We start from the raw sequence: 23,641 nt of genomic DNA on the forward strand, positions 1-23,641 counted from the left end.
CGGCTGATGTTGAACGGACGACGACCAGCTTGATGATCGAGAATGCGCCCTATGTCCTTTTCCGGGACGACAGCGAGAACCGGACGACGGTTTTCGCGGAGCCCTTGCGCGTCGTCACGGCGCGCACGCGAGCGGAATTCCGGCGCGGCCTCGCGGAAATCGAGAGCGCTCATCGGGCCGGAAAGTGGCTCGCCGGCTACATGGCCTATGAGGCCGGCCACCTCTTCGAAGAGAAGCTCACCCTCTTTGCCGAGGAGAACCGGGAAACGCCGCTGATGTCCTTCGGCATCTTCGACGCGCCGGCGGAGGATCATCCACTCGGCGAACCGCAGCGACGAACGGAAAACGAGCCCTTCCTCCTGGAGCCTCGCGCCGGCTGGGACTTTCCCGCCTACCGCGCGCGGTTCGAACGCCTGCACCAGCACCTGCGCCAGGGAGACTGCTATCAGGCAAACCTGACGATGCCGATCCATGCACGCTGGTCAGGCGACCCGCGCGCAGCCTTCTGGTCGCTAATCGAGCGCCAGCCGGTGAAATACGGGGCGCTGGTAGCGCTTGACGGCCCGGTTCTTCTCTCGCGCTCACCGGAACTGTTCTTTTACGTCGACGCCGACGGCTGGATCGAAACGCATCCGATGAAGGGCACGGCGCCGCGCGGCGCGACGGCCGAAGAGGACGCGGCGATTGTCGCCGCGATGCGGGCAGACGAAAAGACCCAGGCCGAAAACCGGATGATCGTCGACCTCTTGCGCAACGACATCTCCCGCGTGACCACGGTCGGAACGTTGGACGTCCCAAAACTCTTCGATATCGAAACCTATCCGACCGTTCATCAGATGGTGAGCCACGTCAGGGCCAAGCTCCGGCCCGACACCGGCATTGCCGACATTTTTGCTGCTCTCTTTCCGTGCGGTTCCATCACCGGTGCCCCCAAGATCCGGGCGATGGAAATCCTGCATGAGCTGGAAAGCGGGCCGCGCGACGCCTATTGCGGCGCCATCGGCTTCATCGCCCCGAACGGGGTCATGCGGTTCAACGTGGCGATCCGGACAATTTCTTTGTTTTCGGATGGCCTAGCAGTTTTCAATGTCGGCGGCGGCATCGTCTTCGATTCAAGGGCCGAGGCCGAATATGACGAATGCCTGTTGAAGGCGCGATTCGCCGTCGGCGACGCCGAGATCGTCCGATGACGGATTTTTCGCTGATCGAGACGCTGCGCTTCGAGCCGGAGACCGGCTTCGTCCGGCTGCCGCTGCATCTCGCGCGGTTGACGCGCTCGGCGCGGCGGCTTGGCTTTGCCGGCGCAGATGCTGCGGACGCCCATCTGAACGAAGCCGTGCGCGGTGCGGCAGGTCCGCTGCGGGTCCGCCTGACGCTTGACCGCCAGGGTACCATCGCCGTCACCACCGCTCCCTTTACCCCCATTCCCGACGATACCGTCTGGCGCGCGCGGATTGCTGCCGCAAGGCTCGATTCCGGCAACCGGCTGCTTCGGTTCAAGACGACACGGCGCGAAATCTTCGAGGCTGCGCGCAGCGAGTTCTCGCCGGCGGAGGCCGACGAGATCATCCTGCTCAATGAGAAGGGCGAGGTTTGCGAAGGCACGATAACCTCCGTCTTCCTCGATGACGGAAGCGGCATCCTCAAAACGCCGCCGATCGCCTGCGGCCTGCTTGCCGGGGTGCTGCGCACCGAACTCATCTGCCAGCGCCGCGCGCGCGTTTCTCGTCTCTCGCCTGCCGATCTTGAAGGTGGGAACCTCTATCTCGGCAATTCGCTACGAGGTCTGGTCCGGGCGACACTCGGGGTCTGAGCCTGCGAGCGTATAACGCTTCACGCGGTCGCGCCCCTCGCGCTTGGCAAGATAGAGGGCCTCGTCCGCGCGGGCATAGATGTCGTTGACGGTGTCGCCGTCGCGGTATTCCGCAAGCCCCACCGAGCAGGTGTAGTAGAACTCCGGGATGTTCGAAAGCGGGCGGGCAGTGCGCACCTTGTCCAGCACCCGGTCGAGGATGAGATGGCTCTCGCTGACCGTCGTGTCGGGCAGGATCAGCATGAACTCCTCGCCGCCGATCCGGCCGAAACAATCTGAACGGCGTACGATCCCCTGCATCTGGCGAGCGAAATCCAGCAGCACTTCGTCGCCGCGCTGGTGGCCATAGCGATCGTTGATCGCCTTGAAATAGTCGATGTCGATGATCGCCACGCAACCCCACATGTCCGGATTGCCGGTGCAGTTCACGATGAAGTCGTTAAGTCTGTCCATCGTGTAGCGCCGGTTCGGCACGCTGGTGAGCTCGTCCACCTGCGACGCACGCACCGCAAAATCGCGGTCCTGCCGTAGCTCGCGTTCCTCGGCGCGAATCGAGGTGATATCGACGGCGATGCAGAGCATGCAGCCGGTGGCATCGACCGTCTCGGTCATCCACAGCCAGCGGCCATCATGAAGGTCGGTTTCGAGCGCACGAAACGGTACCTTTCCCCGCCGATGGACCGTGGCCGCGATCCAGGCCTCGATGTCGTCCGTCTTCACCACCGTTCCCTTGCCGCAGGCATAGTTGCGCCGCATCAGATCGGACCAGGTCGGAAAGTCGTCGGGTGCGAGATTGTAGGCGGCGCGAAAGGCATCATTGGCAAAACACAAACGGTCATGCTGATCATAAAGCGCGATCAATACGGGTGATCGAGCCTGCAATGCCATCAAGGTCTGGAGATGGTCGCCAGTCACGGTCAATCTCAATCCCTCCGGGCAGACGTATTACAGCACCGCGCGTCCGATCGGACGCGCAAAGATCGCTGTAGCACTTTGATTTGCTGCATGATTTTGTCCTTAAATCGATTCCGATTTAAGCAATCATGCAGTAGGAAATGCAATTACAACAAGAATATTCAAGTGCAAGAGCTATAACACGAATCGCTTGTGGCCGAATGCCCGCCATGCCAATGGAAGGAAAATATGGTTAAGCGGCGAAGTCTTCCGGTTCCTCTGCATGAAACACACCCCCTACGACGGTTCGTCAAAACCCTTCACGATCGGCCTCGTCCAGCTCGATCCCGACCGGTGGATTGAACCGGACGATGCGCTTGAATTCTATCTCGACGAAAAGGCGCGACTGCTCGCCTCCATGCGCGAGGGCATTTTCATCGCCGAGCCGGGGACGGAGCCTGCGCAGGACGAACTCCTGAACGTGCTCACCGAATACCTGCCCAACCGATATCCGGCACTCTACCGGCGCGAGGGCGATGCCATGGTCGTCGGTGGCCGCCGGGTGGTGCTTGCCGGCGATGCCGCTCTCGTCACCGCCGGCTCTCTGGTCCAGGACGACCTTGCGATCATGGAGCGCAAGGATGGTGATTGGCGACTTGCCGCGGGTTATGTCGCCTTTCCGTCCTCCTGGTCGCTCGCGGAGAAATTCGGCAAGGCGATGCACGCGATTCATGCGCCTGTTCCCGGCTTCGGCGAAGGCACGCGCAATGCCGAACTCATCACCCGCATGTTCGACAATCTTTCGCCCGGACGTTTCGTCGAACGCTTCAACTGGGCGATCAACGTCGATGGCGCGCTGCATCTGCCGAAGTCGAAATCCGAAGGAGTCGATGCCAAGGCGGTGTCGCTTTCCGAAGACGACACCTTCATCCGGATCGAGCGCCAGACGCTTCGCAAACTGCCGGAGACCGGCACGATCGTCTTCACGATCCGCATCTATTCCGACCCGCTCGCCGCCCTCAGACGCCGACCGGATGCGGCAGCGCTTGCCCGGTCCTTTGTTGCCCAACTGCGCGAATTGACGCTGCCGCAGGCAGCCTACAAGGGTCTTGTGAGCAAGCGGGAGGCCCTGATCGCGGCGTTGCTGGCGATTGCCGGTTAAGTAAAGTCGCACGGCGCGGTTGACGCGACCGCCCTTTATTGTGACAGGAAACTATGCTCTAGAGCATCCGCTTTCAGCGATTTCCCCTGAAAGCGGGCAAGAAGCTCTCGAACTGCAGTGCTTCAGCGCCTCGGCGCCTTCATCGGACGCGCGGGCGCTTTTGGCTTGAACAGAGAGTCAAACGCCCGTTTTCCGCGCATTTCAACCAACCTCACAGGGATGTATCCTCAGGAGAAGACCAAAATGGCAGATACCAATTATCCGGTTTATGGCGAGATTACCGGCCCGATCGTCATGATCGGCTTCGGTTCGATCGGCCACGGCACCTTGCCGCTGATCGAACGCCACTTCAAATACGACAAGAACCGGTTGATTGTGGTCGAACCGCGCGAAGACGCCAAGGACACGGAGATTTTCGAGCGCCACGGCGTGCGTCACGTCAAGGCTTACGTGACCAAGGACAACTACAAGGAACTCTTGAAGCCGCTGCTGACCGAGGGCGGCGGACAGGGCTTCTGCGTCAACCTCTCCGTCGACACGTCCTCGCTCGATCTCATGAAGCTCTGCCGCAAGCTCGATGTCCTCTACATCGACACGGTCGTGGAGCCCTGGCTCGGCTTCTACTTCAACCCCGAAATGGACAACGCCGCACGCACCAACTATGCGCTGCGCGAGACGGTTCGTAAGGAAAAGCAGAAGAATCCGGGCGGCACCACGGCGGTTTCGACCTGCGGCGCCAACCCGGGCATGGTCTCCTGGTTCGTCAAGAAGGCGCTCCTCAACCTCGCCGACGACCTCGGCCTGAAATATGAGGAGCCGCATCAGGACGACCGCGAAGGCTGGGCGAAGCTGATGAAGAAGGCGGGCGTCAAGGGCATCCATATCGCCGAGCGCGACACGCAGCGCAGCAAGAATCCCAAGCCGCTCGACGTCTTCTGGAACACCTGGTCGGTCGAAGGCTTCATTTCCGAAGGCCTGCAGCCGGCGGAACTCGGCTGGGGCACGCACGAAAACTGGATGCCGAAGAACGCCAGGAAGCACAAGAAGGGCTGCCAGGCGGCGATCTATCTGGAGCAGCCGGGCGCAAACACGCGCGTGCGCACCTGGTGCCCGACGCCCGGCCCGCAGTACGGCTTCCTCGTCACCCACAACGAGTCGATCTCGATTGCCGACTTCTTCACCGTTCGTGACAAGGACGGCGAAGTCACCTACCGCCCGACCTGCCACTATGCCTACCATCCCAACAACGACGCCGTGCTCTCGCTGCACGAGATGTTCGGCAATGGCGGCAACGCGCAGCCGGTGCACCACGTTCTCGACGAGAACGAACTCGTTGATGGCATCGATGAACTCGGCGTCCTGCTCTACGGTCACGACAAGAACGCCTATTGGTACGGTTCGCGCCTGTCGCTGGAAGAAACCCGACGCATCGCGCCCTATCAGAATGCCACCGGCCTGCAGGTGACGAGCGCCGTTCTGGCCGGCATGGTCTGGGCCCTCGAGAACCCGAAGGTCGGCATCGTCGAAGCCGACGAGATGGACTACAAGCGCTGCCTGGAAGTGCAGCTTCCCTATCTCGGCCCGGTCGAAGGCCACTACACCGACTGGACGCCGCTTGAGGGTCGTCCGGGCCTGTTCCCGGAAGACCTCGACACCAAGGATCCGTGGCAGTTCCGGAACATCCTGTTCCGCTAAGACTCGCGGCATATAAGCTGCAGAATCCGGCCCGGAGCAGCACCGCTTCGGGCCTTTTCATTTGAGTGACAAGGTTGCACGAGAGGCGCGAAACCAACCGTCCCGGAAGAGGGAACAGCGCTCTAAGATCTTAGAATCGATCAGGTTTACGACCTGGTGCGAGGGCTACCAAAATCGCCGGGATTTCGGTGACGGTCTTGCTTTCAACTCATGATCGCGGCATGGTTTCGCGCACCGAACGAAACCGCCAAAGCAAGACGCGGGAGAAAACGCCAATGAAGCCTTTCGCCATTCCGACCCTTCTGGCCGCCGCGGCAACGCTGGCATCATGCCAGTCGTCGCCACGGGAATTGGGCGGGCCACCGCCGCGCCAGGCGGCCGGCGTCGAGGGCGCCTGGGTCGATCCGAACGGCATCGTTTCCACTTTCGCCGGCGGGACGTTCTCGACACGCACCACCGACACCAACCAGCTGCTTGCTTCCGGCAACTACGTGAATGTCAGCCCGACGCTCGTCGAAATCAGCATGACGTCGCTGGTGCGCAACACCCAGTCGAAGGTCAACTGCGCGCTCGTTACGCAGACACAGCTGAACTGCACCACCGATTCCGGCGCCCAATTCTCTCTTACGCGCCGCGGCTGAAGCGGATGAGCGAGGCGACAAACACCCCTGCCGACATCCTGGCGATATGACGAGGGCCCGCTCAAACGCGGGCCTTTTGTGATGTCGGAGAATGAAAACCTTCGTTCCATTTCGAGAGGACGATGCTGAAATCCTACACAGGAAGCTGCCATTGCGGTGCGGTTCGCTTCGAAGCCGATCTGGACATCAGTGCCGGCACCGGAAAGTGCAATTGCTCGATTTGCACCAAGATGCGCCTGTGGTCTGTTCGCGTGAGGCCGGAAGCCTTTCGTCTCATCGAAGGCGAGAGCGAACTGACGGATTTCCAGGGGAAGAACAAGGTCGCCCATCACCTCTTCTGCAAGCATTGCGGCATGCACCCTTTTGAGCGCATCGGTCTCCCGAACATGACGGGCGCTCCGTACCTCAACATCAATGTCGCATGTCTCGACGGCGTCGACGTCGACGAGCTGATGGCGGCACCGGTCACCTATTACGATGGCCGCAACGACAATTGGGGAGAGGCGCCCGCCGAAGTCCGGCATCTGTAGACCGGGGCGATCGGCTTCATAACCCCTGGATCCGCTCACTCGGCAGCCGGCTTAACCCTAGTTGGAATCCGGCGAAGGAAGGTCGGCTTTAGCGCTTGAAGTCGGCGGCAACTGATGAAAACATCCGGCACGCCACCTCGGTCAGGGGATCGAGCATTTCCGCGCGGTTTGCAATTGATCGGAAATCGACAGGCAGAACGGGAGAGCCTCATGATCAGACATATACGGACCGGCCTCATGACCGCGTCTATTCTCGCCCTTTCTTCGGGCGCCGCCTTCGCCGATTATGAATTGAACATCCTGCACATCAACGATCTTCACTCCCGCATCGAGTCGATCAACAAGTTCGAGTCGACCTGCTCGGCGGAAGAAGAAGGCAAGAACGAGTGCTTTGGTGGCGTCGCCCGCCTGAAGACGCTGATCGACCAGAAACGCCAGGAGCTGACGGGCAAGAACCTGCTTCTTCTCAATGCCGGCGACAATTTCCAGGGCTCGCTCTTCTTCACCACCTACAAGGGCGCGGCAGAAGCGGAATTCCTGAACCTGATGAAGTTCGATGCGATGACCGTCGGCAACCACGAATTCGACGAAAGCGAAGACGGGCTCGCGAGCTTCCTCGACAAGGTCACCTTCCCGGTCGTAACCGCCAACGTGCTGCCGAGCTACAAGTCGAAGATCGGCGACCGGATCAAGCCGTCGATCGTGCTCGATGTCGGCGGACAGAAGATCGGCATCGTCGGCGCGGTCGCCAACGACACGCCCGAGCTTTCTTCTCCCGGGCCGGACATCCTGATCGGTGAAGATGTCGCGACGATTACGAGTGCGGTGGAGGAACTCAAGAAGCAGGGCGTCAACAAGATCATCGCGCTGACCCATGTCGGCTATCCGCGCGACCTCGCCGCCATCGCCAAGATCCCGGACATCGACGTTGTCGTCGGCGGCCACTCCCACAGCCTGCTGTCGAACACCGATGAGAAGGCGGAAGGCCCATATCCGACCATGGTCGAAAATCCCGGCGGCTACAAGGTGCCGGTGGTGCAAGCCGGGTCCTATAGCAAATATCTCGGCGACCTCGTCGTGACCTTCGATGACAGCGGCGTCGTGAAGGCCGCCAAGGGCGATCCGATCCTCATCGACTCCTCGGTGAAGCCCGACGAAGCCGTGCTTGCCCGTATCAAGGAACTCGCCAAGCCGATCGAAGAGCTGCGCACCAAGGTTATCGCCAAGACCGAGGCGCCGATCGACGGTTCGCGCGAGAATTGCCGCGCCAAGGAATGCGAAATGGGCACACTGGTGGCCGACGCCATGCTCGACCGCGCCAAGGGCCAGGGTGTCACGATCGCCATCACCAACGGCGGCGGACTGCGCGCCTCGATCGACGCGGGCGACGTGACCATGGGCGAAGCCATCACCGTGCTTCCCTTCCAGAATACGCTTGCGACCTTCCAGTTGAAGGGCGCGGACATTCGCGCTGCGCTGGAGAACGGCTTGAGCCAGGTCGAAGAGGGCGGCGGACGCTTCCCACAGGTGGCCGGCATGAAATTTTCCTTCGACCGCTCCAAGCCGGCCGGCAGCCGGCTCGTGTCTGTCGAGGTGAAGGAGGGCGAAACCTTCGTTCCGCTCGACCCCGAAAAGACCTATTCGCTCGTCAGCAACAATTTCATGCGCGGCGGCGGCGACGGTTATGCCGTCTTCAAGACCAAAGGCGAGAACGCCTACGACTATGGTCCGGGACTGGAGACCGTGCTCGCTGACTATCTCGCGGCACACCAGCCGTTCAAGCCTCATACAGATGGCCGCATCACCGAAGTCGCCGCGGCGGCAGGTGCACCGGCCAGCGGCACGGCGGCGCCGTCCACCGAGACGAAACCGGCAGAGAGCACAGCCGCCGCACCGGCGCAGCCTTCAACGGGGGCCGCAGCCGGCGGGCCGCAGAAGCATGTCATCGCCAGGGGTGACACGCTTTGGGATCTTGCCGAGTCCTACTATGGCGACGGCGTGCTTTGGCACAGGATCTCCGAAGCCAACGGCGACCCCGCTCCGCGCCGGCTCGAAATTGGCCGCGAGCTCGCAATTCCGGCCAAGTAAGACAATTTGCCCCTGACAGATCGGCCGGCGCGGTCTTCCCTGCGCCGGCTTTTCTTTTTAGAAGGGTTTGAAAATGAAGGCGCCGGCAACCAAGAGGCGCCCATGAGGACCGAGATGACCCACGCCGAACCGAGCACCGACCAAGCTGCCCTGAAATCCGGGAAGATCGGCGTGCTGCTTGTCAATCTCGGAACCCCGGACGGTACCGACTACACCTCCATGCGCCGCTACCTCAAGGAGTTCCTGAGTGACAGGCGCGTCATCGAATGGTCGCGTCTCTATTGGTATCCGATCCTCTACGGCATCGTGCTCAACACCCGCCCCGGCAAGGTCGGCAAAGCCTACGAGGTGATCTGGAACAAGGAACGCAACGAAAGCTGGTTGCGCACCTACACCCGCAACCAGGCCGAACTGATGGCGAAGGCCTTTGCCAATCGGCCGGAGGTCGTGGTCGACTGGGCGATGCGCTACGGCCAGCCGTCGATCGCTGCGCGCATGGAGGCGCTGCAGCAGCAAGGTTGCGATCGCGTCCTCGTTTTCCCACTTTATCCGCAATATGCCGCAGCCACGACCGCGACGGTCAACGACAAGGCCTTCGAGGCGCTTTTGAAGATGCGCTGGCAGCCGGCGCTGCGCACCGTTCCGGCCTATCCCGGCGACCCGGTCTATATCGATGCGCTCGCCGCCTCGATCAGCAAGCATCTCGCAACGCTCGACTGGGAGCCGGAAGTCGTGCTCGCCTCCTTCCACGGCATTCCGAAGAGCTATTCCGACCAGGGCGATCCCTATTATCTCCAGTGTCAGGAGACAGCACGGCTGCTGCGCGCGAAGCTCGGCTGGCCGGAGGCTAAGCTGCAGGTTACCTTCCAGTCCCGCTTCGGCCCGGAGGAGTGGTTGCAGCCCTATACCGACAAGACGATCGAGAAGCTGGCGAAGGACGGCGTCAAGCGCCTTGCCGTCATCAACCCCGGCTTCGTCTCCGACTGTCTGGAGACGCTGGAGGAAATCGCCGGCCAAGCCGCCGAAAGCTTCCACCACAACGGCGGCGAGAAATTTGCGCATATTCCCTGCCTGAACGACAGCGCCGAAGGCATGGCAGTGCTCAATCACGTGGTCCGCCGCGAGCTTGAGGGCTGGCTCTGATAGACCCGTCTCTGCACACCGCTTGAATTCTCCCGGCGAATCGCCACGTCATATCCTAGGGGCACTCCAAACGTTGGAGTTGCGAAGAGGGAGATATGTCGGTGGGCGGCATGGATATCGCAGTCATTGCATTCGTCGTTCTCGTCATCCTGGTGCTCTTTGCCGGGATCAAGACGGTGCCGCAGGGCTATCAATACACTGTCGAACGCTTCGGGCGCTACACGAAGACCATGGAGCCGGGGCTGAACCTGATCATTCCCTTCATCGATCGCATCGGGGCGAAGATGAACGTGATGGAGCAGGTTCTCGACGTGCCGACCCAGGAGGTCATCACCAAGGACAATGCCAGCGTGTCGGCCGATGCGGTCGCCTTTTATCAGGTGCTGAACCCTGCCCAGGCCGCCTATCAGGTGGCCCATCTCGAGAATGCCCTCCTCAACCTGACGATGACCAACATCCGCTCGGTGATGGGCTCGATGGACCTCGACGAGTTGCTTTCCAATCGCGACACGATCAACGACCGCCTGCTCCGCGTCGTCGACGAGGCCGCCAGTCCTTGGGGAATCAAGATCACCCGCGTCGAGATCAAGGACATCGCGCCGCCGACGGACCTGGTCGAGGCAATGGCCCGGCAGATGAAGGCGGAACGCGAAAAGCGCGCGCAGGTGCTGGAGGCGGAAGGCGCCCGCAACGCGCAGATCCTGCGCGCCGAGGGCGCCAAGCAATCGGCGATCCTTGAGGCCGAGGGTCAGCGCGAAGCTGCCTATCGCGAGGCGGAGGCGCGCGAGCGCCTGGCGGAGGCAGAAGCCAAGGCAACCCGCATGGTATCCGAAGCGATTGCCGCCGGCGACGTGCAGGCGATCAACTATTTCGTCGCGCAAAAGTACACCGAGGCGCTCGCTTCCATCGGCACGGCAAACAATCAGAAGATCGTGCTGATGCCGATGGAGGCCTCCTCGCTGATAGGCTCGCTCGGTGGCATCGGCGCCATCGCCAGGGAGATCTTCGGCGATGCCCAGCCTAGCGCGCCTCGCCCGCGCCAGTCGACGCCGCGCACGGGTCCGGCCGCCAATTCCACCGAACCGACCTCTTGAGGGCGCCCCATGATCGCACGCATCGTCCTCGAACTCGGACCCTGGAGCTGGTGGGTGCTCGGTCTCGTCCTGCTGGCGGCGGAATTGGTGTTGCCAGGCGTCTTTCTCGTCTGGATCGGGTTCGCAGCGCTCGCTACCGGCAGCCTGTCCCTCCTCCTCTGGGATGCCGCATTCTGGGTCTGGGAGATCCAGGTCGTCGTCTTCGCGCTGCATTCGGTGTTCGCGGTGCTCATCGGGCGGCGCTTCGTCTCCTCCTCGGTCGGGAGCGACGAGCCGCTGCTCAACAAGCGGGGCGAAAGCCTCGTCGGCCGCACGGCGGTTTTGGAGCAGCCGATCGCCGAGGGCCGAGGGCGCGTCCGCTTGGACGACACGACCTGGTCGGTCGAAGGGCCGGATCTGCCGATCGGCACGCGCGTGCGCATCGTGGCAAGCAGCGGCCGCCATCTCACCGTCGAGCGCGCCTGAGCGCATCGCCAAAATGGTCCGGAAACCCGATTTTCCTTTTGGAAACGATTGGTTAACCACGCGCCTTTACGGTTGCGAAACGATTGCAATCACGGTTTCGCGGACAGACGGCGCATGGAGCCCATAATTTCACGCTCGATCACGGCGGGCGCCTTGCGTCCGAGGATGCGGGCGTGGCTTCTGGCGGGCTGCGCTCTCTTCGCCGGCACGTCCGCCGGCGCGCAAAGCCTCGACAATCCACCGATTGCCGGCACCGCAGCAGGCATCACCGGCGCAACGGGCAATACCGCTGCGATCACGGATCCGGAAACGACCGGCGCCGTTGCCGCCAGCGATCTTCCTCCGGCGCTCGACGAGGACTTTAACCGCCTGAACCGGCGTGAGGAGACGATCGATGGCCTCCGCACGCGCATCGACCCCTACGAGGGCCAGGCACCGGGCATCCGTATCGGTACCTTCGTCCTGAAGCCCGCTCTCAGCGAAACCTTCAATCATGAGCGCCAGAAGACGGGGAGCCAGAGCGAGAGCCGCAGCTTCATCGAGACCGGTCTCAAGGGATCGCTGACCTCCGACTGGTCCCGCCATCAGTTGAGCGTCACTGGCGAAGGCGTCCTGCAGAACAACACGTCCGGCGAGGGCGAGGAAGAACCGCGCGCGGATGTCGACGCCGAACTGCGCCTCGACCTCAGTGACCAGACGACCGCCCGGCTGACGACGGGCTACAGCTTCGAGCGGGAAGACGCCAACGATCCCAACGCCATTGCCAATGCCGAAACCCAATCCGGCGTCAACATCTATCGTCTGGGCGCAGCAGTCGAGCGCGATTACGGCCTCATTCGCGGATCACTCGGCGTCGATTTCGAGCGCCGGACCTATGGCGATGTCGAGCTCGACAATGGTACAAGCCTTTCCGTCGAGGACCGCAACCGCAATATCGGCATCCTGGACGCGCGCATCGGCTACGAGCTGTCTCCTGCCCTCATCCCCTTCCTTGAAGCCTCAGTTGGCAAATCGAACTACGATCTGCGCGAGGACACGCTCGGCTTCGAACGGTCCTATCAAAGCTATGCGGGACGTGCCGGGCTTGAGGTCGACCTGGGCGAAAAGCTAAACGGCGAACTCGCACTCGGCTATGGAACCTATCGTTTCGACGACGACCGTCTGGGCGATCTTCGCGGCCTTTCGGCGGACGGGCGGGTCAACTGGTCGCCGCAGCGCGGTACGGATGTCCTGCTCGGTCTCGCAACCTACCTCGACCCTTCGACGACGCCGGGCGACGCAGGTTCGATCAACTACGAGCTGACGAGCATCGTCACCCGACAACTGCGTTCGACGCTGGTTGCCCGCCTGTCGAACAGCCTGACGCTGCGCAACTTCCCCTCGGATGCCACATCCTCCGACGAAGCCACCTGGCGAACCGGCGCCGGCCTGACCTGGGACGTGACTCGCTATCTCGCACTCACCGGCGACGTCAGTTACGAACGCACGAACCGGGACCGCGGCGAGTCAACCGATACCGCCCGCATCGGCGTCGGACTGACGCTGAGGCGCTAATGCCTGTCGCCCAAAGTGTGCAGCGGCTTCGGGCGACGACATGCGTAAAAGCAATGACTTAAAGCGCGTCGCGCATGAGTACGATCGAACGCGACGCGCTTGGGAGCGGGATGAGGAAAAGTGTGTGCGGTTTTCCGCACGGCACCGCGCAGTCGCAATAAATTGGCCGCGCCTTTCGACGCGGCCTGGATTCGCCGTCCGTAGAGATCACTTCAGGCTTTGCAGCAATGCCTTCAGCGGTCCTTCGACGGTGGGCCGAATGTCGCCGCGCTCGAGCGCGAAGGCAACGTTCGCGAGGATGAATCCGTCCTTCGCCCCGCAGTCATAGGTGTCGCCGCGGAAGTGATAGGCGGCGAAAGGCTGGGCGCCGGAAAGCTTCACCATGCCATCGGTCAGCTGGATCTCGTTGCCGGCGCCGCGCTCCTGCCGTTCCAGAATCGGGAAGATCTCCGGCTGCAGGATGTAGCGGCCGTTGATGAAGAAGTTCGAAGGTGCGGTACCTGGCGCGGGCTTCTCGACCATCTTGGTGATCTTGAAGCCTTCGCCGATCTTGTCGCCGACGCCGACGATGCCGTATTTGTGGGCCTGGTCGGGCGCACATTCCTCAACGGCGACCACATTGCCGCCGCTCTGCTCATAGAGCTCGACCATGCCCTTGAGGCAGCCCTTCTCACCCTTCATGATCATGTCGGGCAAAAGCAGCGCGAAGGGTTCGTTGCCGACGAGATCGCGCGCGCACCAGACCGCATGGCCGAGGCCGAGCGGCGCCTGCTGGCGTGTGAAACTGGTGGTGCCCGCCTTCGGCAATATGGCCTCCAGAAGCTCGATTTCCGCCTTCTTGTTGCGTTCGCGGAGTGTCTGGTCGAGTTCGACTTGAATGTCGAAATAGTCCTCGATCACCGCCTTGCTGCGGCCGGTCACGAAGATCAGATGCTCAATGCCCGCTTCCAGCGCCTCGTCGACGACATATTGGATGACCGGCTTGTCCACCACCGTCAGCATCTCCTTCGGCACGGCCTTGGTTGCCGGCAGGAAACGCGTGCCAAGTCCCGCCACAGGGAACACGGCTTTGCGGACTTTACGCTTGTCGGTCATGGACACCTCCTTGCAGTGTTTCTCAACTCTAGCCCGAAAAAGACAAATTGGACTGGATTTAGTCGCCGATCGCTATTTTTTTGCAAAAGACGGCGACGTGCCTTATTCATGGTAAAGACTTTGTTGACTTCGTTTCTGTAGGCTTCTCCCCTGATCCGATGCGATTTCCGCTGTTCGGAGTGAAGAAGAAACCGCAAGCTGCCCCTTCGCGGCCTGCTGCGGGCGACATTGCAAACCCGGAGTATTCCGTCCGGCATGAACGCCGGCTGAACGCTCGCTGAGAAACGGAACCGATAGCTGATGATCACAACCCGCAGGACGTTCTTTAGCCATATCGCCGCCGCCCTCATCGTTACCGCCGCCACGTTTGGCTCAGCACCTGCACATGCAGACACCGGCTTCCAGACCTGGATCAACAATTTCTACGCGACCGCCGCCAAGAGCGGCATCACCCAGGCGACCTACCGCAAGGCCTTCGCCGGCGTGAAGACGCCTGATCCCGTAGTGCTCGAAAAGGCGAACTTCCAGCCTGAGTTCAAGCACAAGATCTGGGAATATATCGACTCGCGTGTCAATCCGTACACGAAGCGCGTCGGCCAGGAAATGGCCGCCGAGCATGCCCGCACGCTCAACGCGCTTGAACGACACTTCGGCGTCGACAGGAACGTTCTGCTCGCAATCTGGTCGATGGAAACGAACTATGGCGCCGTCCTCCAGAAGGATGACCGGCTGCACTATGTGCCGCGCGCACTGGCGACGCTCGCCTATGCCGATCAGAAGCGGTCCAAATATGCCAAGGCGCAATTGATCGCGGCCTTGAAGATCCTCCAGAGCGGTGACATCACCCCGCGCGAACTGACCGGGTCCTGGGCGGGCGCCATGGGACACACGCAGTTCATTCCGACGAGCTACCTGCTTTATGCGGTCGATGCGGACGGAAACGGGCACCGCGACATCTGGAATTCGGTCCCGGACGCATTGGCCACAGCCGCCAACCTCCTGAGGAAGAACGGATGGCAGCCCGGCGAGACCTGGGGATACGAAGTCGTGCCGCCGGCGAATGCAGCGAAATATTCCGGCCAGACGAAGACGCTCGGCCAATGGGCGGCGCTCGGCTTCCTCCGGCCGAACGGCAAGGGTTTTCGCAGCCCGAACACGCGCGCCGAACTCAAGCTTCCAGGTGGCAGCGGCGGTCCCGGCTTCCTGATGACGCGCAACTTCTTCGTCATCAAGCGCTACAACGCGTCCGATTCCTATGCGCTCGGCGTCGGGTTGCTGGCAGACCAGATCGCCGGCTATGCGGGCATGCAGCAGCGCTGGCCGCGCCCGGACGGATCGCTCGATATCAGCGAAAAGTTCGAACTGCAGAACCGCCTGAAGGAGCTCGGCTACTACGACGGTGAAGTCGACGGCAATTTCGGCTCGGGCTCCAAGGCCGCGATCCAGGCCTTCCAGACCCAGAACGGCCTGACGCCGGACGGCGAACCGACGCAGCACCTCCTGCGCGCCCTGCGCAACTGACCGCACCTCGCGGAATTTTACCCCGCTCACGGCGATTTCCGATCATTCGGTCCCAAATCACCGTGATTTGGCGTATGGTGGAGGTGTGCGTGCGCCACGCGTCTCATTGACGCAAAGGTTGCCGAGTACTTTGAATTGCTGCGTTCGACGGTGAAAGCGATCATGTTGCCAATCAAAAACGCACCGATGAGACGGTTCCTGCGTCCGTTTCGTCTAGCGCCGATCTTCATGGGTGCGGCAGCGATGCTTTTTGCCGGTCTTTTTGCCACGGTGGCGGAAGCGCAGGAGCCGATGCCGCGCCGGAATGTCCTGCAGAGGCTCTTCGGCGTCTTCATCCCCCAAAGACGCTATTACCAGGAGCAATACGACTTTCCCCGTCAGCCGCAGCCACGACGCGTGCTCAAGCGCCGTCAGCAGCCGACAGAGCCGCAGCGCGCGCGCCCTGGCCGCGCCAAGCCTCGGCTCGCCGACGCGCCGCCGCCAGCACCGGTCATCGCAAAATCGCCGGATGCAAAGAAGGTCCTGGTCGTCGGCGACTTCGTTGCCGGAAGCCTCGGCGACGGCCTCAAGACTGCGTTCGAAACGACGCCGGGGGTTGTGATCGAGACGCGCGCCAACGGTTCCTCTGGCCTTGTCCGCAACGACTATTTCGACTGGCCGAAGATGCTACCGGACTATGCCGCGGAGGTGCAACCATCCGTTATCGTCGTCAGCCTCGGCGCAAACGACCGCCAGATGATGCGGATTGGCGACTCGAAGGAGCAGTTCCGCACTGATCTCTGGACAGAGGAATACCGTAAGCGGGTGAACGCGCTCGCGACTCTGGCGCGCAAGGACGGATTGCCGGTTCTCTGGGTCGGCATGCCGCCGTTCCAGTCGAGCGCCATGACCGCCGACATGGTGACGTTCAATGGCCTCTTCCGCGAAGAGGTGGAGAAGGCCGGCGGCCAGTTTATCGATATCTGGGATGGTTTCGTCGACGAGGGCGGCAAATTCGTCCTGACCGGCTCCGACATCAACGGTCAGCAGGTCCGCCTGCGCGGCTCGGACGGCATCAATCTCACCAAGGCCGGCAAGCGCAAGCTCGCCTTCTATGTGGAGAAGGATATCCGCAAACTGCTCGGCGAGGCGGCCGCCACGACCGACGTGCCGGGTGCCGAGGAACTGAAGGACCTGGTCGTCACGGCTCCGCTTGCCAACGAGGATATCGTCAAGACGCAGCCGATCAGCCTGACCGATCCGGCACTTGACGGCGCGACCGCCTTGCTCGGGGGCGATGCGCCCTTGAAGAGCACCGGCAAGAGCCCGCGCGACCTGCTTATCGAGAAGGGCGAGGTCGTCGCCGCACCGCCCGGACGCGTCGATGATTTCCGGCTCGCAAAGCCGGAGACGGTGGTAAGCGGCCGGTGAGCGCCGCGAAAGTCCTGCCCAGATTTGCCCCTCATCCGGCCTGCCGGCCACCTTCTCCCGCAAGCGGGGCGAAGGGACTCGCGGCGATGCTCTGCCCAAAGTCCCCTCTCCCGGCACGCGGGGAGAGGGTTAGGGTGAGGGGCAATCCAGGAAGATGAACGCCTACCGCGGCAGGATGCTCGACCCCATCAGCGCTTCGTCAATGGCCCGGGCCGCCTGTCGGCCTTCGCGAATCGCCCAGACGACGAGCGACTGGCCGCGGCGAACGTCGCCGGCGGTCCAGAGCTTGTCGACCGACGTCTTGTAGTCCCGCTCGTTGGCGACGACATTGGTCGAGCCGCGCCGGTCGGTGTTGAGCGTCAGCTTGTCGCCGAGATCCTTGAGCACGCTGTTCACGAAAGGACCGCGGAAACCGATGGCGATGAAGGCGAGGTCGGCCTTGATGATGAACTCGGTTCCGGCGATCGGCTTGCGGCGCTCGTCCACCTGACAGCACTTGACGCCGGTCAGCACACCGTCCTCGTCACCGATGAACTCCAGCGTGGCGACTTGGAACTCGCGAACGGCACCCTCCGCTTGGCTCGAGGAGGTGCGCATCTTCGTCGCCCAGAACGGCCAGACGGCGAGCTTGTCTTCCTTTTCCGGCGGTTGCGGACGAATGTCGAGCTGCGTCACCTTGACCGCACCCTGGCGGAAGGCCGTGCCGACGCAGTCGGACGCGGTATCGCCACCGCCGACGACGACGACATGCTTGCCGCCGGCGAGGATCGGGTCGGATGGCCAGCCGACGCTGTCGACGTTTTCGCGGCCGACGCGGCGGTTCTGCTGCACCAGATACGGCATTGCATCGTGCACGCCGGCAAATTCCACGCCCGGAATTCCGGCGTCGCGCGGGGTCTCGGAGCCGCCGCAATAAAGAACAGCGTCACAGTCGTCGAGAAGCTTCTGCACCGGCAGGTCGACACCGATATTGATGCCGCAATGGAAGGTCACGCCCTCGCCCCGCATCTGCTCGACGCGGCGATCGATGAAGTTTTTCTCCATCTTGAAATCCGGAATGCCATAGCGCAGCAGCCCGCCGGGCTTCGATTCGCGCTCGTAGACATGGACTTCGTGGCCGGCGCGGGCAAGCTGCTGGGCAGCCGCCATGCCGGCCGGGCCCGAGCCGATGATCGCGACCTTCTTGCCGGTCTTGGTCACGGCCGGCTGGGGCACGATGTATCCCATTTCGTAGGCCTTGTCGGCGATCGCCTGCTCGACCGTCTTGATCGCGACCGGCACATCCTCAAGGTTCAGCGTGCAGGCTTCCTCGCACGGTGCCGGGCAGACACGGCCGGTGAATTCCGGGAAGTTGTTGGTCGAGTGCAGGTTGCGGATCGCCTCGTCCCAGTTGCCGTTGTAGACGAGGTCGTTCCAATCCGGGATCTGGTTGTGCACCGGGCAGCCGGTCGGGCCATGGCAATAGGGGATGCCGCAGTCCATGCAGCGCGCGGCCTGCTTCTGCACCTCCTGATCGGACATTGGAATGGTGAATTCACGGAAATGGCGGATGCGGTCCGACGCCGGCTGGTACTTCGCCACCTGCCGATCGATCTCGAGAAATCCAGTTACCTTACCCATCGTATCATCCTGAAAGCTTCGCGTCTGAACAGGCGCTCTTGCCGAGCGCGCGTGAGGGGCCCCCGAATCAGTCTCTGATGAACCGGGAGCCTGTTTCACCGGGGCCTCCTATTCGGCCGCCTCTGCCATTTTCATGCGTTCCATGTCCTCGAGCGCACGGCGGTATTCGACCGGCATGACCTTGCGGAACTTCGGCCGGTAATCCGTCCACTGATCCAGGATCTCCTTGGCACGGGGCGAGCCCGTGTAGTGCAGATGGTTGGAGATCAACTGGTAGAGCCGCTCCTCGTCATGACGCGTCATGTCGCCGGAAACGTCGACCATGCCCTTGTGCATGAGGTCGCCGCCGTGGTGGTGCAGCTTCTCCAGCATGTCGTCTTCCTCCGGCACCGGCTGCAGCTCGACCATCGCCATGTTGCAGCGGCGGGCGAAATCGCCCTCCTCGTCGAGAACATAGGCGACGCCGCCGGACATGCCGGCCGCGAAGTTGCGGCCCGTTCCGCCGATGACGACGACCACGCCGCCGGTCATGTATTCGCAGCCGTGATCGCCGACACCCTCGACGACCGCGATCGCACCGGAGTTACGCACTGCGAAGCGCTCGCCGGCGACGCCATTGAAGTAACATTCGCCCGAGATTGCTCCGTAAAGCACGGTGTTGCCGACGATGATCGACCGATGTGGCTCGATCCGGGAGGCTTCCGGCGGCCGGACGATGATGCGCCCGCCCGAGAGCCCCTTGCCGACATAGTCGTTGCCGTCGCCCACGAGGTCGAAGGTGATGCCGCGCGCGAGGAACGCGCCGAAGGATTGGCCCGCCGTGCCCTTGAGCGTCACGTTGATGGTATCGTCCTTCAACCCCTTGTGGCCCCAGCGCTTGGCGAGCGCACCGGAAAGCATCGCGCCAGCCGAACGGTCGACGTTCTTGATTTCCGCCTCGAAGGCGACGGGCTCCTTGGTTTCCAGCGCGGTCTTCGCCTTTTCGATCAGCCTGCGATCGAGAATGTCGTCGATCGGATGCTTCTGGCGCTCGGTCCAATAGGTCGCTTCCTTGGGAGCCTCCACCTTGTGGAAGATCTTCGAGAAGTCGAGGCCCTTGGCCTTCCAGTGCTCGATCATCCGGTCGCGCTCAAGCAGTTCGGAGGCGCCGATGATCTCATCGAGCTTTCTCACGCCAAGCGAAGCAAGGATCTCGCGCACTTCCTCGGCCACGAAGAAGAAGTAGTTGATGACGTGTTCCGGCGTGCCCTTGAAGCGCTTGCGGAGCACCGGATCCTGGGTGGCGACACCGACGGGACAGGTGTTCAGGTGGCACTTGCGCATCATGATGCAGCCGGCGGCGATCAGCGGTGCGGTCGCGAAACCGAACTCGTCCGCACCGAGCAGCGCGCCGATGATGACGTCGCGGCCGGTCTTGAGCCCGCCATCGACCTGCAGCGCGACGCGCGAGCGCAGACCGTTGAGCACGAGCGTCTGCTGGGTTTCGGCAAGGCCGATTTCCCACGGGCTGCCTGCATGCTTCAGCGAGGTCAGCGGCGAGGCGCCGGTACCTCCGTCGAAGCCGGCAATGGTGATGTGATCGGCGCGTGCCTTGGCGACACCGGCCGCAACCGTGCCGACGCCCACTTCCGACACCAGCTTGACGGAAACATCCGCCTCCGGGTTGACGTTCTTCAGATCGTAGATCAGCTGCGCCAGATCCTCGATCGAATAGATGTCATGGTGTGGCGGCGGCGAGATGAGGCCGACGCCCGGGGTCGAATGCCTCGTCTTGGCGACCGTCGCGTCGACCTTGTGGCCGGGAAGCTGGCCGCCCTCGCCCGGCTTTGCACCCTGGGCCACCTTGATCTGCAGCACGTCGGCGTTGACCAGATATTCGGTGGTGACGCCGAAGCGGCCGGACGCGATCTGCTTGATCGCGGAGCGCTGCGGGTTCATCGAACCATCCGGCAGCGGCATGTAGCGGTCACTCTCCTCGCCGCCCTCGCCGGTGTTCGACTTGCCGCCGATGCGGTTCATCGCGATCGCGAGCGTCGTGTGCGCCTCGCGGCTGATCGAGCCGAAGGACATCGCCCCGGTCGAGAAACGCTTGACGATATCCGCCGCCGGCTCGACCTCGTCCACCGGAATCGGCTTGCGGCCGACGGCCTCGGCGCTCTTGATCGTGAAGAGGCCGCGGATCGTATTCATGCGCAGCGACGACGCATTCACCATGTCGGCAAATTCGCGATAGCGGTCCTGAGCATTGCCGCGCACCGCGTGCTGCAGCGAGGCGATGGCGTCCGGCGTCCAGGCATGGCTCTCGCCACGCATGCGGTAGGCGTATTCGCCGCCGATATCGAGCGTGTTGGCGAGCACCGGATCGGCGCCGAAGGCCGCCTTGTGGCGGGCGACCGTTTCGGCGGCAATCTCTTCGAGACCGATACCTTCGATCGTCGTCGCCGTGCCGAAGAAATACTGGTCGACGAGCTTCGACGACAGGCCGACGGCGTCGAAGATCTGCGCGCCGCAATAGGACTGGTAGGTCGAAATCCCCATCTTCGACATGACCTTGAGGATGCCTTTGCCAACCGCCTTGATGTAGCGGTAGACAACCTCGTTGGCGTCGACTTCCTTCGGGAACTCGCCGCGCTTGTGCATGTCGACCAGCGTGTCGAAAGCGAGATACGGGTTGATTGCCTCGGCGCCGTAGCCGGCGAGCAGGCAGAAGTGATGTATCTCGCGCGGCTCGCCCGATTCAAGCACGATGCCGACCGAGGTGCGCAGGCCCTTGCGGATCAGGTGATGGTGCACGGCCGCGGTCGCCAGCAGCGCCGGGATCGCGACGCGATCCGGGCCGACCTGACGGTCGGAGAGCACGATGATGTTGTAGCCGCCCTTGACCGCCGCTTCCGCCCGCTCGCAGAGGCGATCGAGCATTTCCGGCATCCCTTCTGCACCGCGCGAAATGTCATAGGTGAAGTCGAGCGTCTTGGTGTCGAACCGGTCCTCCGTGTGACCGATCGAACGGATCTTTTCGAGATCGCCATTGGTGAGGATCGGCTGGCGAACCTCGAGCCGCTTGGCATGCGCCATGCCCTCGTGGTCGAGGATGTTCGGGCGCGGACCGATGAACGAGACGAGGCTCATCACCAGCTCCTCGCGGATCGGGTCGATCGGCGGGTTGGTGACCTGCGCGAAGTTCTGCTTGAAATAGGTGTAAAGCAGCTTGGGCTTGCTCGACATGGCCGAGATCGGCGTGTCGGTGCCCATCGAGCCGATCGCTTCCTGCCCGGTCGTCGCCATCGGCGACATCAGGATCTTGGTGTCTTCCAGCGAATAACCGAAGGCCTGCTGACGGTCGATCAGCGAGACGTCGCGGCGAAGCGCCCGCGGCTCGACCGGCTTCAGTTCCTCCAGGATCAACTGCGTGTCGTCGAGCCACTTGCGGTAGGGATGCTTGTTGGCGAGCGACGACTTCACCTCATCGTCGGAGATGATGCGGCCCTCTTCCATGTCGATCAGCAGCATCTTGCCCGGCTGCAACCGCCACTTCTTGACGATCTTGTCCTCGGCGACCGGCAGCACGCCGGCCTCCGACGCCATGATGACGCGGTCGTCGCTGGTGACGATGTAACGCGCCGGACGCAGGCCGTTGCGGTCGAGCGTCGCGCCGATCTGGCGGCCATCGGTGAAGGCGACCGCGGCCGGCCCGTCCCACGGCTCCATCAATGCCGCATGGTACTCGTAGAACGCCTTGCGCTCCGCCGACATCAGCTGGTTGCCGGCCCAAGCTTCGGGGATCAGCATCATCACCGCATGCGCGAGCGAATAGCCGCCCCTGATCAGGAACTCGAGCGCGTTGTCGAAACAGGCAGTGTCCGACTGGCCCTCATAGGAAATCGGCCAGAGCTTGGAGATGTCGTCGCCGAAAAGCGGTGAAGAGACCGAAGCCTGTCGCGCCGCCATCCAGTTGACGTTTCCGCGCAGCGTGTTGATCTCGCCGTTGTGCGCGACCATGCGGTAGGGATGCGCGAGCTTCCACGACGGGAAGGTGTTGGTCGAGAAGCGCTGGTGCACCAGCGCCACCGCCGACTGGAAGCGCTCGTCGGAAAGATCCTTGTAATAGGCGCCGACCTGGTAGGCGAGGAACATGCCCTTGTAGACCACGGTCGAAGTCGACAGCGATACGACATAGAAGCCGAGGTCGCCGCCGTCTGCCTCCGCATAGATGCGGTTGGAAATCACCTTGCGGAGCGTGAACAGCCGGCGCTCGAATTCGGCGTTTGTCGCGGCCTCGCGGCCGGCACCGATGAAGACCTGCACGTGGTGCGGTTCGGTAGCCGCGATGTCCGGCGCCTTGGAAAGCGACGAATTGTCGACCGGCACGTCGCGGAAGCCGAGCAGGTGCTGGCCTTCCTCGGCAACGACCTCGCTGATCACGTCCTTGAAATGGGCGATCAGCTTTTCGTCGCGCGGCATGAAGAGATAGCCGACGGCATATTCGCCCGCCTTCGGCAGGGTGACGCCCTGCTTCGCCATTTCCTCGCGGAAAAAGCGATCGGGAATCTGAACGAGGATACCCGCGCCATCGCCCATCAGCGGATCGGCACCAACGGCGCCGCGATGCGTCAGGTTTTCGAGCATGAAAAGGCCGTCGCGCACGATCTGATGCGACTTCTCACCCTTCATGTGAGCGACGAAGCCGACGCCGCAGGCGTCGTGCTCGTTTCGCGGGTCGTAGAGCCCCTGTTTTCGCGGTAATCCGGACGGGAAAGCGGGCGTTTTCGCAACCGTCGCACCATTGCGTGCGAGGTGGAGCCCTGATTGCTTTGATGGCGAATGATCCGTCATCGTCTTCCCTCCTATTGGACCCGGAAATTCCGGGCATACCGCCGCCCGCGCACTCCTCGCCGCGCTTTTCGCGCTGCGGCAAA

17 protein-coding genes are annotated in these 23,641 nt (G+C 62.6%); 13 read left to right on the forward strand and 4 right to left on the reverse strand.

Annotated features, from left to right (window positions below; genetic code table 11):
* Window positions 1–32: 32 nt before the first annotated feature.
* Complete coding sequence (locus tag GHK62_RS12035; protein ID WP_153439357.1) at window positions 33–1,190, forward strand: aminodeoxychorismate synthase component I; 1,158 nt, start codon at window positions 33–35, stop codon at window positions 1,188–1,190.
* The gene (locus GHK62_RS12040) at window positions 1,187–1,813 is read left to right on the forward strand and encodes an aminotransferase class IV family protein (RefSeq protein WP_153439360.1); all 627 of its coding nucleotides are present in this window, start codon (window positions 1,187–1,189) and stop codon (window positions 1,811–1,813) included. The genes GHK62_RS12035 and GHK62_RS12040 overlap by 4 nt, the downstream gene beginning before the upstream one ends.
* Here the strand turns inward: GHK62_RS12040 and GHK62_RS12045 are convergent.
* On the reverse strand, window positions 1,778–2,728 hold the full coding sequence (locus GHK62_RS12045; protein ID WP_184108592.1) for a GGDEF domain-containing protein: 951 nt from the start codon (window positions 2,726–2,728) through the stop codon (window positions 1,778–1,780). The genes GHK62_RS12040 and GHK62_RS12045 overlap by 36 nt on opposite strands.
* A gap of 262 nt (window positions 2,729–2,990) precedes the next feature.
* On the opposite strand from GHK62_RS12045, the gene GHK62_RS12055 reads away from it, so the two are divergent.
* From GHK62_RS12055 to GHK62_RS12095, 9 genes are all read left to right on the forward strand, one after another.
* Window positions 2,991–3,869: a heme-dependent oxidative N-demethylase family protein gene (locus GHK62_RS12055; RefSeq protein ID WP_153439363.1), complete on the forward strand. Its 879-nt coding sequence runs from the start codon at window positions 2,991–2,993 to the stop codon at window positions 3,867–3,869.
* Between the two features lie 243 nt (window positions 3,870–4,112).
* A complete protein-coding gene (locus GHK62_RS12060; RefSeq protein ID WP_153439365.1) occupies window positions 4,113–5,564 on the forward strand; it encodes a homospermidine synthase in 1,452 nt (483 codons plus the stop codon).
* Window positions 5,565–5,839: 275 nt separating this feature from the next.
* Window positions 5,840–6,205: an outer membrane lipoprotein Omp10 gene (gene omp10, locus GHK62_RS12065; protein ID WP_153439367.1), complete on the forward strand. Its 366-nt coding sequence runs from the start codon at window positions 5,840–5,842 to the stop codon at window positions 6,203–6,205.
* Between the two features lie 122 nt (window positions 6,206–6,327).
* Window positions 6,328–6,735, forward strand: a complete 408-nt coding sequence (locus GHK62_RS12070) for a GFA family protein (protein WP_153439369.1) — start codon at window positions 6,328–6,330, stop codon at window positions 6,733–6,735.
* A gap of 210 nt (window positions 6,736–6,945) precedes the next feature.
* Window positions 6,946–8,823, forward strand: coding sequence for a 5'-nucleotidase C-terminal domain-containing protein (locus GHK62_RS12075; RefSeq protein WP_153439371.1), 1,878 nt, complete (start codon window positions 6,946–6,948; stop codon window positions 8,821–8,823).
* A 114-nt stretch (window positions 8,824–8,937) separates the two neighbouring features.
* Window positions 8,938–9,966, forward strand: coding sequence for a ferrochelatase (gene hemH, locus GHK62_RS12080; RefSeq protein ID WP_153439464.1), 1,029 nt, complete (start codon window positions 8,938–8,940; stop codon window positions 9,964–9,966).
* A gap of 101 nt (window positions 9,967–10,067) precedes the next feature.
* Complete coding sequence (locus GHK62_RS12085) at window positions 10,068–11,060, forward strand: SPFH domain-containing protein (protein WP_184108593.1); 993 nt, start codon at window positions 10,068–10,070, stop codon at window positions 11,058–11,060.
* A gap of 9 nt (window positions 11,061–11,069) precedes the next feature.
* Window positions 11,070–11,525 carry an NfeD family protein gene (locus tag GHK62_RS12090; protein ID WP_153439375.1) on the forward strand — a complete coding sequence of 152 codons (456 nt, stop codon included), beginning with the start codon at window positions 11,070–11,072 and terminating at the stop codon, window positions 11,523–11,525.
* Window positions 11,526–11,639: 114 nt separating this feature from the next.
* Window positions 11,640–13,079, forward strand: a complete 1,440-nt coding sequence (locus GHK62_RS12095) for an outer membrane beta-barrel protein (protein ID WP_153439377.1) — start codon at window positions 11,640–11,642, stop codon at window positions 13,077–13,079.
* 207 nt (window positions 13,080–13,286) lie between these two features.
* On the opposite strand, the gene galU is transcribed toward GHK62_RS12095, so the two are convergent.
* Entirely contained in the window at window positions 13,287–14,174 is an 888-nt protein-coding gene (gene galU, locus GHK62_RS12100) for a UTP--glucose-1-phosphate uridylyltransferase GalU (protein ID WP_153439379.1), read from the reverse strand.
* Window positions 14,175–14,474: 300 nt separating this feature from the next.
* Here galU and GHK62_RS12105 point away from each other — a divergent pair, with 300 nt between their 5' ends.
* Together GHK62_RS12105 and GHK62_RS12110 are read left to right on the forward strand one after the other, a co-directional pair.
* Entirely contained in the window at window positions 14,475–15,695 is a 1,221-nt protein-coding gene (locus GHK62_RS12105) for a lytic murein transglycosylase (RefSeq protein WP_153439381.1), read from the forward strand.
* A gap of 162 nt (window positions 15,696–15,857) precedes the next feature.
* Window positions 15,858–17,105: an SGNH/GDSL hydrolase family protein gene (locus GHK62_RS12110; RefSeq protein ID WP_153439383.1), complete on the forward strand. Its 1,248-nt coding sequence runs from the start codon at window positions 15,858–15,860 to the stop codon at window positions 17,103–17,105.
* A gap of 162 nt (window positions 17,106–17,267) precedes the next feature.
* Here GHK62_RS12110 and GHK62_RS12115 read toward each other — a convergent pair whose 3' ends face one another.
* The gene (locus GHK62_RS12115; protein ID WP_153439385.1) at window positions 17,268–18,725 is read right to left on the reverse strand and encodes a glutamate synthase subunit beta; all 1,458 of its coding nucleotides are present in this window, start codon (window positions 18,723–18,725) and stop codon (window positions 17,268–17,270) included.
* A 108-nt stretch (window positions 18,726–18,833) separates the two neighbouring features.
* Window positions 18,834–23,558 carry a glutamate synthase large subunit gene (gltB, locus tag GHK62_RS12120; RefSeq protein WP_153439386.1) on the reverse strand — a complete coding sequence of 1,575 codons (4,725 nt, stop codon included), beginning with the start codon at window positions 23,556–23,558 and terminating at the stop codon, window positions 18,834–18,836.
* Window positions 23,559–23,641 lie beyond the last annotated feature (83 nt).

It is taken from the genome of Sinorhizobium terangae (assembly GCF_009601505.1).
Classification (GTDB): Bacteria; Pseudomonadota; Alphaproteobacteria; order Rhizobiales; family Rhizobiaceae; genus Sinorhizobium; species Sinorhizobium terangae.

Coding starts and splice junctions, on each gene's coding strand:
- GHK62_RS12035 (WP_153439357.1), top strand. CDS start 33: ATGATCGAGAATGCGCCCTATGTCCTTTTCCGGGACGACAGCGAGAAC.
- GHK62_RS12040 (WP_153439360.1), top strand. CDS start 1,187: ATGACGGATTTTTCGCTGATCGAGACGCTGCGCTTCGAGCCGGAGACC.
- GHK62_RS12055 (WP_153439363.1), top strand. CDS start 2,991: ATGAAACACACCCCCTACGACGGTTCGTCAAAACCCTTCACGATCGGC.
- GHK62_RS12060 (WP_153439365.1), top strand. CDS start 4,113: ATGGCAGATACCAATTATCCGGTTTATGGCGAGATTACCGGCCCGATC.
- omp10 (WP_153439367.1), top strand. CDS start 5,840: ATGAAGCCTTTCGCCATTCCGACCCTTCTGGCCGCCGCGGCAACGCTG.
- GHK62_RS12070 (WP_153439369.1), top strand. CDS start 6,328: ATGCTGAAATCCTACACAGGAAGCTGCCATTGCGGTGCGGTTCGCTTC.
- GHK62_RS12075 (WP_153439371.1), top strand. CDS start 6,946: ATGATCAGACATATACGGACCGGCCTCATGACCGCGTCTATTCTCGCC.
- hemH (WP_153439464.1), top strand. CDS start 8,938: ATGACCCACGCCGAACCGAGCACCGACCAAGCTGCCCTGAAATCCGGG.
- GHK62_RS12090 (WP_153439375.1), top strand. CDS start 11,070: ATGATCGCACGCATCGTCCTCGAACTCGGACCCTGGAGCTGGTGGGTG.
- GHK62_RS12095 (WP_153439377.1), top strand. CDS start 11,640: ATGGAGCCCATAATTTCACGCTCGATCACGGCGGGCGCCTTGCGTCCG.
- galU (WP_153439379.1), bottom strand. CDS start 14,174: ATGACCGACAAGCGTAAAGTCCGCAAAGCCGTGTTCCCTGTGGCGGGA.
- GHK62_RS12105 (WP_153439381.1), top strand. CDS start 14,475: ATGATCACAACCCGCAGGACGTTCTTTAGCCATATCGCCGCCGCCCTC.
- GHK62_RS12110 (WP_153439383.1), top strand. CDS start 15,858: ATGTTGCCAATCAAAAACGCACCGATGAGACGGTTCCTGCGTCCGTTT.
- GHK62_RS12115 (WP_153439385.1), bottom strand. CDS start 18,725: ATGGGTAAGGTAACTGGATTTCTCGAGATCGATCGGCAGGTGGCGAAG.
- gltB (WP_153439386.1), bottom strand. CDS start 23,558: ATGACGGATCATTCGCCATCAAAGCAATCAGGGCTCCACCTCGCACGC.